The sequence below is a fragment of the Exiguobacterium sp. s56 genome, from assembly GCF_018618255.1.
Classification (GTDB): Bacteria; Bacillota; Bacilli; order Exiguobacteriales; family Exiguobacteriaceae; genus Exiguobacterium; species Exiguobacterium chiriqhucha.
Genome location: NZ_JACSLR010000001.1, coordinates 554,699 through 564,149 on the forward strand (window position 1 = coordinate 554,699; position 9,451 = coordinate 564,149).

Here is a 9,451-nt window from a genome sequence, read left to right on the forward strand (position 1 = left end):
TTGCACACGTTTTTTGGTTACGTCGTTCGTTGTTTGGAGCAGGCGACCATATGGACGATGAACACATAGAGCGGGAACGTGAATGTGAGCGCGATAATCAATAGCCCGACGGCCGGACCTGGCCATGCCGCTTCACCAGGGGTGGGGACGATTTGTGTCCAGACATAGGTGAACAGCGCCAAATAAGGGAGCCATAACACGTACAGGGATAGGTTCCATGGTGAAGGTGCGAGTTGCCTGACACGTTTGATGATGAGCCGCGTGAACAAGATGAGTGAAACAAGACCGAACATAGTGATGGCTAGCATATAAGCATCACCCATCAACAAATAAAGCCGTCCGCTGTTGGCGAGCAGTTGAATGTTCACTAATAGCAGGACCGCGAGCAAAATGGAGATAGATTGTAACTTGAGGAAGTGGGCCATATAGGACTCCTTAATCTGATAGGATGATGAAACATTATTCAGTAACGCTCGTATAATATGAAAGAGGTGATCAGGTTGGCACAATTAATTGCGTTTTGGTTTGTCGGATTCATCTGTGTGCTTTCGACATTTGTATATATGTCACAATGGCGGAGCGAGCGCAAATTGATGAAAATGCTGGGAGCCATATTTAGTGTCTTCATAGCTATCGTTTGTTTTATGATTGCCGTACCTGATACATATGATCGCGCGCTTGGCCGTTATGAGACGGAAACTGGGAGTTGCTACGTCGTTGACAATCAGTCGAAACAAGGGGGCGTGACGCTCTGGTTTGAAGAGGTATCTTACGATTTTCCAGACATACCGGAGGACGTCACATATGGACCGGGCACGTCGTTTGATTGCACCGTCACGTTGACGAAAGTGAATTCGACTGGAGTTGACTATGTGTTGAAGTCCAAAGACGGCGATACGCTCTTTTCAACATACTAAAGTATTCTTCTAATTAGAAGGATACTTTTTTAATGATTTTTCTGCCATTCATCCTCGGAATTCAATTATCATTTGAAATCTACTTTTTCGATAAAGCAATAGGGTGAATGCAATGGATATGTTGAGTTGTAAAGAACGCCGATTTCCATGTGGAAACTGTCGAAGCAAATGACTATTTAAATTTCTGAAATTTTCGGAATATTGTTTTTATTCATAAATGATTATGATAAAATCATAACAGTGTAAATGGGGAAATTTTACTTTGGGATGAGGGAAATGCTTTATTTTGGAATCGGCTTTTTGGATTCTATAGTTTATGGTCTATAAGCAAGCTCGAAACGGTTATAAGAATGTATTTGTTTTTTGAAAGGGGGAGAACTTAATGAACTTGATTGCTCAAAAATCGGCTCAGTTTTTCATCACCGTTTTTGTATTGATTGCAATCAGTGCTTTGCCGTCGCTCGTCGTGCAACTCGAGTTCGTGCCTTCGAACTACTGGTACGGGATTCAACAACAATTCAGTCAGTTGGCGAAACTCGATGAGATTACATACTTCAACGTCACAGCGCAACGCGAGTTACCGTTATTGCCAGATCTCGGTCCGCTCATGAAAGAGACGCTTATTATCTTTACGACATCACTTGTTGTCTCAGTTGTGTTCGCCCTTATGTACGCCTATTTCTTTTATCGGAGCGGGAAGCGTGTGCGCACGGTGCTCCAACAAACGAGCCAGACGCTCGAGATGATTCCAGATTTATTTTGGCTCATCTTTTCACAATATCTTGCGATCACGATTCATAAGACGACCGGATTTGATCGAATTGAAGTCGCTGGCGGATTTGCCGAATACATACGTTTTCTACCGATTTTGACGTTGACGCTAACCATTCTATTCTTCTTCCTAAAATGGTTGACGAAACATATCCTCGAGGAGGAAGCGACACCGTTTCTCGAGCTGGCGCGGGCCAAAGGCGTCCGGCCGGCAGGGTTGTTCTGGAAACACTTGCTTCCGAATTTGGTGTATCGCTTCTATCTCTTTTTCCGCTCGAATTTGATCACGGTGCTATCGAGTCTCCTGATCATCGAATATTTGTTCAACGTACAAGGGATTTTCCGTTTTGTCGTCTATAATCCTGTGATGCCAATCCTACTCGTGATCTTGCTGGTCGTCTATATCCCGATCTTCATATTGGATTTACTGGCGGAGTGGCTTATCCCGAAATCATGGAAAGGGGAGATTTGATGCGTCGTACGCTGCTACGTGACCCAGTTTTCTTAATCGTCTTTACGATTTTGATGGGCTTGCTATTGTTAAGCATCGGAAATACGATTTTTCGAGATGGTCAAGTCGATCAATTCCTGAACCGTTACTCCGATGAGGGACGGTTGATTGGCATTCCACCGCTCGAACCGTCCAAAGATCAGTGGCTCGGAACCGACCGCGCTGGGAATGATTTGTTTCAAATGATGATCGAAGGGTTCAAATGGACGGTCGGTATTTGTGCGACCGTGGCGCTCGGACGGATGGCGCTTGGATTAGTAGTCGGGATTCCGCTCGCCTTTCGCGGGGCACGGTTGAACCGAATTTTCAAAATGCTGTTAGATGGGTTTTTGATTCTACCGATTTCCCTTCTTGCCATGATGATGCTGTTTTCGTCCCTGTTGTTCGCAGACTCGACGATGGTGCCACCGCTAGTTGATCGCGTGACGCTTCAATTGACGGTCTTCGTGTTGCTCGGTCTACCTGCCGTCACGCTGTACTTGATTACAGAAATCCGGCAGTTGCTCCAGCAAGAGTTTATGATTGTCGCCGAGACGTTAGGCGGCAGCGTCTGGCATCGAGTGAGGCGACACCTGTGGCCGCACCTCGTCCCGACGATGGTGATCGTCTTCATGCAACAGTTTGTGCAAACATTGATGTTACTCATTCATCTGTCCTTGTTCGGCGTCTTTTTCGGAGGGACCATTTACTTATTCGAAGGTGTGATGCCGACACTGTTTGAGTGGTCGTCGATGTTCGGCTATTATTTCAAGCAGTTCACGGCGACGACCTGGATGACGAGTCACATGTTCCTCGTCCCTGCGATTGGATTGTCGATGCTCGTATTTCTCAGTAACTTGCTGACAAGCCGCCTCGAGCGGGCGTTCCGGTTACGGCGACAAGAAGCGGTCGTCACGGAAAAGACGATGTCTCAAGCCGAGGCAGCGGCCGCGTCGCTCGCGGAGCCGTTCACACTTGTGCATGCGGATGGCTCATTTCAAAAGATGAATCAAACATGAATCCAAAGAGAACGGATGACATCACACTCTGATGCCATCCGCTTTTAGTTATATACGAATCGTTTAACCAGTCTTGTATCAAAGAGAACTTTTATATATTCAGTCTTCAATCATATCTTCTCCAGCTTGTCGCAGTTTCTCAAGTGAGTCGAGCATATGCGCGATCATATCGTCAGGGTGGCGTTCCCACGCCCCGAGTTCGGCCACGACTTTGAGCGGGGCGCTCGACCGGTACGACCGGGTCGGGTTGCCGGGGAAGCGCTTCTCCGTCAAATTCGGGTCGTTCTCGAAGTCACCCGTCGGTTCGACGAGATAGATGCGCTCACGAGCCTCACCGCTCGCCAGTTCGGCTCCCCATTTGGCGGCGTCGAGAGTGGCCGTGAAATAGATGTAGTTCGACTGCTTGTCTTGATAGTTCGAGCGTCGCTTCGGTTCAAGCAAGTCCCCAAGTTTCAGTTCGGCTTTCGTGCCGTGGAAAAACGGCCCGGGGTCGAGCGGTCTCATGTCATCGGTCATGCTTCATCTCTCCTTCAGTCAGGCTGTCTTCACAGTATAGTGGATGGATTTAGGAGAACACAGTCTGTTTTTGGTTCGAGAATCGCGATATAATAGAGACGGGAAGAGCGACAGGCTCTTCTTTTTCTTTACATAGAATTCAAAGCTGTTTTCGGAACGAATAGCTCGTGATGGCGTAGTCCATCTTGTCTTTATAAAAGCGATGCGCCTCGGTCCGGGCTAGTCCTGACTCGAGGGCGACATATTTGGCACCACGTTCGTGTGCGTATTCGTGGACGAAGTGAAGCAGCATCTCACCGTATCCGTTCGAGCGATGGTTCACGCACGTCACGAGGTCGTAAATGAAGACGTGTTTCTCGAGATATAGATTGACGCGGAGCTCAATCCCCGCAAGCGAGACGATGGCATCGTCGGCGTATAACGCATATAGTTCATACCCTTGTGGTCGCATGGCGGCGACGAGCTCACGATACGTGTCGAGCGTCAAGTCGGTACGCAGTTGGTTCATGACTGGGAACGATTCATCGAGTTCGTGTGGCGACTCGATTGGTTTGATGGAATAGATGGTCGATGGAATGGGAATCATGCCTCCTTGAGGGGGGTGTTATATGTAGATTTCGCTTTCGTAAGTCAGGATTCCTTTCCTTACTTATAAACGTACAGAAGGGACAGATACATCGTGAAACATGCGCTAGTGATCGGCGGCAGCGGGATGCTGGCGGGGAGGGTCCTTTGGTTGGAAGAGGTTGGCTATCACGTGTCCATCATCGGGCGGGATGCCGAGAAAATGAGCCGATTGACCGAACAAGCACCCGACCGACTGTCTGCCGTATTGGTCGACTATCGGGACGACTTGCGTCTCAAGGAAGCGCTGCGAAGTTCGATTGCGGATCACGGAGATTTCGACTTGGTCGTTGCCTGGGTTCATTCGGACGCATCTGACGCCTTAACGTGTGTGTTGTCAGCACTACGAGGGGGAACGGACGTGTTCCATGTTCTCGGTAGCCGCGCCAACTCGAGCGGTGTGAGAAACGGGCTGACGATCACTGAAGACGTCCGTTATCACCAAGTGCAACTCGGTTTTCAAGTCGTGAAGGGGGAGCGCCGCTGGTTGACGCATAAAGAGATTGCCGGAGGCGTAATCGAGGCGATTCAAGGGAAGGAACCTCTCCATTTAGTCGGACATGTAACGAGATGAAACGATTAACAATAATAAACTGAAGTGATAAAAGGTCGAACGATACATATGAAAATGCTCTTCGGGCAACCTAGATAGAGTATCATCTAGAGCGATTTAGGTAAGAAATTGAATTGGGTTAACTCTGTGATGGATTTGATGCTGTATCCAAATGGATATTCTGAGTTTACGTATGATGGGCTTGGATAGACGTTACAGACAGCAGTCGTGATGGAGAATCGAAACGGCTAAATGTGGGGGGAAATCGATATGATGACACAAAAAACCTTGAATGCGCACTTTTATTAAGTGTCGATCATTCAAGGTTTTATTATCAGGTATTTCTCAACTAGTCGACGATGCCTTCGCAACGATTTTATCAACGACCGTGTTACAATTTTCTTGATTCACCTCATAAAACGTATCCTCATACGTCAATGACACGTGTTTACCGCTTTGAAGCTCATACTGTTCTAGTAGCGGACGAATCCGGTCATGGACGACTTGTGCGGCTTTTTGTGACGTGTAGGGGAAGATGATGGCGAACGTATCGACTGCGATCCGATACTTGTGATCGGTTCGTCTTGTTGCCATATGGAGCTCGTCACTGAAATAATTCAAGAACCATTCATATTCAGTTCGTCCGTAATGTTCCTTGAAACGAGCGAAGTCATTCAAGTGAATGAACGAGACTGAGAATGAGCCACCGTGGCGAATGAGACGGTCTCGTTCCGCACTCAAGTCCATCCGAAATCGCTCGGTATTATCAAGCCACGTCTCTGGATCGACCGCAATCAATTGTCGCGCTTGTTCCTCTAACTCGTGCCGGGACAGTTGAACGGTGTTCACGAGTTGATGAACGAGACCGGACAGGATGGATATGACGAGAAGTAGAATTGTAAAACTGATGCCCTTGCCGTTGAAAAATTGAACGTTACCTGCTTCATAAATGGAAGAGAACCATCGAAAATAGCTGAATAAAAAGATGAGGAGCGTGACAGACAAAGTCAGCCCAGCGCGCATCCCGAAGATGAGAGAAGATATGACGATGGCAGGTAAAATCAAGTAGCCGAGAAAGCCGACGTTGCTTTCGGACAAAAGGACAGTGTACGCCATCGTGCCGACAATCATACGAGCGATGAGCCCGAATAAATAAATTGATTCATTGGTCCATTGCTTCATTTTCATCCCCCCATCTGTCTCGAATCGGCTCTAGATGAGCCACCTCCTCAATTACCCGCTATCTGTGGTGAACCAACCAAAGGTGTCATATACATTCATTATAGAACATTGGATTGAGACGATGGGCTCATTTTTTGAATCGGGGCGGTAAGACGACTTAACGCACTGTATCATCGAAATGGGCTGTGATAGCCCGAGGCATGTCCTCGAGCGGTCCCGTCAATTGGACGACATGAGGTAGATGATAGAACGTGCTCGTCATCTCAATATCGTCGAAACGATTCGTGGCATCATGGATGAACACCGTCACACATGCACCGAGAGCCATGCCGAGCTCGACATGGCTGCTGTTTTGCCGGCCGACAGTAAGACGATGACAAGTCCGACGTCATGATGGCCTCAGACTCACTCGTACCGATGGCTCGCAAGTTTTCAAGTGTCGTGGCACGGTCGTTCGTCGTCCAGTCATATGTATGCGCGTGACCTTGCGAGAGTAGGCGATCACGCAGCGCTCTCACTCGTTCGATGTTGGCAAAGCTTGAGCCGATATAGTAATTCATGTTAGTCCTCCTAGTGTATGTCATGTCGAGTGATTCATGTTGATGGCAATAACTTACCACAAGATATACAGGGAAATGAGTCCAAGCATCAAGAGTATGCCGACGCCTACGAAAATGGACTTGGATCGATGCCATCCTCGATATTTGGAAAGATGCACTGTTAATCCGATTGAAGAGATTATCAACAATATCATCGTTCCAAGTATCCACACGAATCCTGGCCCAATCCAATTTGGGGAGAACAAAACGTAAACGATGGATATGAAAAGGCTCCTGCCGCTAATCATCACCGCTTGAAAACGACGCGTCACATGACTTCCGTTCATTGTTTGACTCGATCGAATCGTGTCACCGCTACTTCATGAACGATAAGCAACAAAATCGCGATGAAAAAGACAAGCAAAGCAACGTATTCCGGATTGACGTTCAGGAAGTAATTGAGTCCAAACAGCGGTGCCACGAAAAGAATGTAGAGCGGATACTGAATCGCAAACAAGGCGTCCAACACCACGATGTCATACATATATGTTTCGAAGCTATTTAATGTGAAGACAGTGACACTTGCGAACAAAATAGCCATGATGAACAGTTTTGCGGCACGGTTTCGAAGTAAACACGTCCCAAGCATGCAAACGAGCAGTAAGCCGGATGCGAAAGCATGAATTGGGTGAATCTCTGCATCAGGAAACATGAAGGATGGAATTAGGTTCACGATGAACGCGAGTATATAGACCGATGACAAGACGACGAGGCATTTCTTTGAATTAGCCATTTCTGAACCCCTTTCTTGATGAGGGTTATATTTACATTTACTTACAAGTGTAATTTTACACTAAAGGGAGAGTGTGTCAAGATGAACAGGTGGAGTTAGACTAAAAAAAGAAAGGTGGAACAACAATGACAAAAGAGGAATTGAAAGCACTATTGCCGATAGAAGAGGTCGAAATCAAACTCGAAGATGTGGAAGGATTGCCGCGCTTCGCATTCGTTAACGAGCGTGAACGTTTCGAGGAAGTACAGGAGGAGTATCAGGACGACGAGGAGCCATGGCCGGACGGGCTTTATATCATCGGGTATGGGGACTTTTTAGGGACCCCATTTGTGTGAACATCGAGTCGAATTACGTCATCATCGTCAGTCATGAGACGTTCGAAGTGGATGAGATGTTGTCGACTTCCGTCAAGGATTGGTTACGGTAAGGTGGGCGAGCCATTGTTTGAGCAACAAGTCATCATTTCATCCTTAGGTGAGGAGGAAATGGAACTTCAGATGTTCACGATAGTCGGTGCTTCAAAAAAAGCAACGCTGTTAACGAGGGCCGACGCTGCACAACTTCGTGCTTTACAAGAAACCGATTTGCGGTTCATCTGCGTTGGTTACGACAGCGTTGGGAGTTGGTTAGCGATCGATTTAGGCAATGGGGAGCTATTTTTTTGTAACGACGAATACAGACCGAGTGATGTGATTCGCACACCGATTGAAACGGTTATGAACTGGGCCCCGACGACAGAGCGATTATTGCTCTTGACGCAACGTTTAAAGCGCGGAGAGTTGTCTGAACAAGAACTTCCTCGAAAACGTTATACCCCGACGTTCGAAGAGATGATCAAATGGGTTTTGTATGTGAAGGAGGGCTTAGTGACGCGGGAAGACGTATCCGATTGGGCCGGACGTGTGCTTCAGCAGTCAGATGACGACCTCATTGTGGGCATGACGACTGATTCACTTGTCTGGTTAAACGGGATCGATTTACCCGACGGAGACAGCGGTTACTTACATGATGAATCGGATCTGGATGAATGGGTCTTGCAACTTGAAAGGAAGATTGATGAGCTTTAGTAAGTTGGAGTCGTAAAAAACGTCCAAACCACACACATCATATGAATCGTCGCAAGTGTATAAAGGACAGCGAGTAAACCGAATAGGCGCGGGTTGTCACGATTCTTGAAATAGCGAATCGTGTATTCTGAAATGATTGCGCTAGTGAGTGGAATCACGGAGAACATCATGAGGAAGGGCAAATACATGAAAGTCTCGAGGTCGATGAGCGCAACGATGAAATGGTCTTGATCGATCAGGACAGTCTCTATATACAAATACTGACGAATGAGGATATAAATCCATGCCACAAACGATAAAATGCCTAGCAGATGAATGCGCAAATTACATTCTCCTTCTTGTTATAAATTGGATATTGATTGAAATGATTAGGCTCATCACCATAAGGTGTGGTTGACGCATAAAATCCATCAGATTTTGAATTGAACATAGAAAAAAAGCGAAAACCCCGGTATCGTAATTGTTGCCTAGACAAACCACGATTGGAGTTTTCGCTTTGTCCCAACAGTTTATCAAATTACTTCTTCCACTTCCAGACCTTTTTCAGATCCAGATGTCTTCAGACGAAGAACCGAACGTTTTCCCGGTCATCCCGGATCGACACGACATCCCTTGCCCGCTTTGCCAGAGAAAGACAGTCCTGCATTCGAAAAGGCGACGTCGCTTCCGACACGGTCACGCATGGAACGTCGGTATACTCTGGATTGAGCTGGATGTCCCACGTCAAAGATGCTTCTCTTGTGATTTGACGTTCGTGTATGACTACGGTCTCGGGCTCGTCCGCACCTCCACCGAGGTGTTTCGGAAAGGCATCGCAGAACGTTGCCACGGTAGGACGATCTCAGATGTAGCGCGTGAATAGGGATTACCTTACACGACGGTGGAACGATGGTTTTATCGGTACGCCTCAGTAGAGACAGAGAAGCATACGACAGACGTCCTCATCGACGAGTTCGCCACACGAAAAGGACATCACTATG

At 47.2% G+C, this 9,451-nt stretch carries 14 protein-coding genes; 6 read left to right on the forward strand and 8 right to left on the reverse strand.

All coding sequences use genetic code 11. The features are described from left to right. Positions 1-17 precede the first annotated feature (17 nt). The gene (locus KNP71_RS02855) at positions 18-425 is read right to left on the reverse strand and encodes a hypothetical protein (RefSeq protein ID WP_214828036.1); all 408 of its coding nucleotides are present in this window, start codon (positions 423-425) and stop codon (positions 18-20) included. A gap of 75 nt (positions 426-500) precedes the next feature. Between KNP71_RS02855 and KNP71_RS02860 the strand changes: the two genes are divergently transcribed. From KNP71_RS02860 to KNP71_RS02870, 3 genes are all read left to right on the forward strand, one after another. Beyond that, positions 501-917 carry a hypothetical protein gene (locus tag KNP71_RS02860; protein WP_214828034.1) on the forward strand — a complete coding sequence of 139 codons (417 nt, stop codon included), beginning with the start codon at positions 501-503 and terminating at the stop codon, positions 915-917. Between the two features lie 382 nt (positions 918-1,299). After that, entirely contained in the window at positions 1,300-2,160 is an 861-nt protein-coding gene (locus KNP71_RS02865) for an ABC transporter permease subunit (protein WP_214828032.1), read from the forward strand. Beyond that, positions 2,160-3,197: an ABC transporter permease gene (locus KNP71_RS02870; RefSeq protein WP_214829945.1), complete on the forward strand. Its 1,038-nt coding sequence runs from the start codon at positions 2,160-2,162 to the stop codon at positions 3,195-3,197. The genes KNP71_RS02865 and KNP71_RS02870 overlap by 1 nt, the downstream gene beginning before the upstream one ends. Positions 3,198-3,296: 99 nt before the next feature. Here KNP71_RS02870 and arr read toward each other — a convergent pair whose 3' ends face one another. Next, positions 3,297-3,713 (reverse strand): NAD(+)--rifampin ADP-ribosyltransferase, encoded by a 417-nt coding sequence (gene arr, locus KNP71_RS02875; RefSeq protein WP_214829947.1) that lies wholly within the window; start codon positions 3,711-3,713, stop codon positions 3,297-3,299. 139 nt (positions 3,714-3,852) lie between these two features. After that, complete coding sequence (locus KNP71_RS02880) at positions 3,853-4,299, reverse strand: GNAT family N-acetyltransferase (protein ID WP_251132729.1); 447 nt, start codon at positions 4,297-4,299, stop codon at positions 3,853-3,855. A 93-nt stretch (positions 4,300-4,392) separates the two neighbouring features. On the opposite strand from KNP71_RS02880, the gene KNP71_RS02885 reads away from it, so the two are divergent. After that, positions 4,393-4,911 (forward strand): Rossmann-fold NAD(P)-binding domain-containing protein, encoded by a 519-nt coding sequence (locus tag KNP71_RS02885; protein WP_214829949.1) that lies wholly within the window; start codon positions 4,393-4,395, stop codon positions 4,909-4,911. A gap of 324 nt (positions 4,912-5,235) precedes the next feature. Here the strand turns inward: KNP71_RS02885 and KNP71_RS02890 are convergent, their stop codons facing one another. From KNP71_RS02890 to KNP71_RS02905, 4 genes are all read right to left on the reverse strand, one after another. Continuing rightward, on the reverse strand, positions 5,236-6,072 hold the full coding sequence (locus KNP71_RS02890) for a GGDEF domain-containing protein (protein WP_214829952.1): 837 nt from the start codon (positions 6,070-6,072) through the stop codon (positions 5,236-5,238). A gap of 157 nt (positions 6,073-6,229) precedes the next feature. Beyond that, positions 6,230-6,376: a hypothetical protein gene (locus KNP71_RS02895; protein WP_158570795.1), complete on the reverse strand. Its 147-nt coding sequence runs from the start codon at positions 6,374-6,376 to the stop codon at positions 6,230-6,232. Then, the gene (locus tag KNP71_RS02900; RefSeq protein ID WP_214829954.1) at positions 6,363-6,632 is read right to left on the reverse strand and encodes a hypothetical protein; all 270 of its coding nucleotides are present in this window, start codon (positions 6,630-6,632) and stop codon (positions 6,363-6,365) included. The genes KNP71_RS02895 and KNP71_RS02900 overlap by 14 nt, the downstream gene beginning before the upstream one ends. A 322-nt stretch (positions 6,633-6,954) precedes the next feature. After that, the gene (locus tag KNP71_RS02905) at positions 6,955-7,404 is read right to left on the reverse strand and encodes a hypothetical protein (protein WP_034777569.1); all 450 of its coding nucleotides are present in this window, start codon (positions 7,402-7,404) and stop codon (positions 6,955-6,957) included. Positions 7,405-7,529: 125 nt separating this feature from the next. Between KNP71_RS02905 and KNP71_RS02910 the strand changes: the two genes are divergently transcribed. Then, complete coding sequence (locus KNP71_RS02910; RefSeq protein ID WP_034777570.1) at positions 7,530-7,739, forward strand: hypothetical protein; 210 nt, start codon at positions 7,530-7,532, stop codon at positions 7,737-7,739. 105 nt (positions 7,740-7,844) lie between these two features. Next, complete coding sequence (locus tag KNP71_RS02915) at positions 7,845-8,471, forward strand: hypothetical protein (RefSeq protein WP_214829957.1); 627 nt, start codon at positions 7,845-7,847, stop codon at positions 8,469-8,471. Here the strand turns inward: KNP71_RS02915 and KNP71_RS02920 are convergent. Continuing rightward, positions 8,468-8,794, reverse strand: coding sequence for a hypothetical protein (locus tag KNP71_RS02920; protein ID WP_214710163.1), 327 nt, complete (start codon positions 8,792-8,794; stop codon positions 8,468-8,470). The two genes, KNP71_RS02915 and KNP71_RS02920, sit on opposite strands and share 4 nt — an antisense overlap. Positions 8,795-9,451: the final 657 nt, after the last annotated feature.

Coding starts and splice junctions, on each gene's coding strand:
- KNP71_RS02855 (WP_214828036.1), bottom strand. CDS start 425: ATGGCCCACTTCCTCAAGTTACAATCTATCTCCATTTTGCTCGCGGTC.
- KNP71_RS02865 (WP_214828032.1), top strand. CDS start 1,300: ATGAACTTGATTGCTCAAAAATCGGCTCAGTTTTTCATCACCGTTTTT.
- KNP71_RS02870 (WP_214829945.1), top strand. CDS start 2,160: ATGCGTCGTACGCTGCTACGTGACCCAGTTTTCTTAATCGTCTTTACG.
- arr (WP_214829947.1), bottom strand. CDS start 3,713: ATGACCGATGACATGAGACCGCTCGACCCCGGGCCGTTTTTCCACGGC.
- KNP71_RS02880 (WP_251132729.1), bottom strand. CDS start 4,299: ATGATTCCCATTCCATCGACCATCTATTCCATCAAACCAATCGAGTCG.
- KNP71_RS02890 (WP_214829952.1), bottom strand. CDS start 6,072: ATGAAGCAATGGACCAATGAATCAATTTATTTATTCGGGCTCATCGCT.
- KNP71_RS02900 (WP_214829954.1), bottom strand. CDS start 6,632: ATGAATTACTATATCGGCTCAAGCTTTGCCAACATCGAACGAGTGAGA.
- KNP71_RS02905 (WP_034777569.1), bottom strand. CDS start 7,404: ATGGCTAATTCAAAGAAATGCCTCGTCGTCTTGTCATCGGTCTATATA.
- KNP71_RS02910 (WP_034777570.1), top strand. CDS start 7,530: ATGACAAAAGAGGAATTGAAAGCACTATTGCCGATAGAAGAGGTCGAA.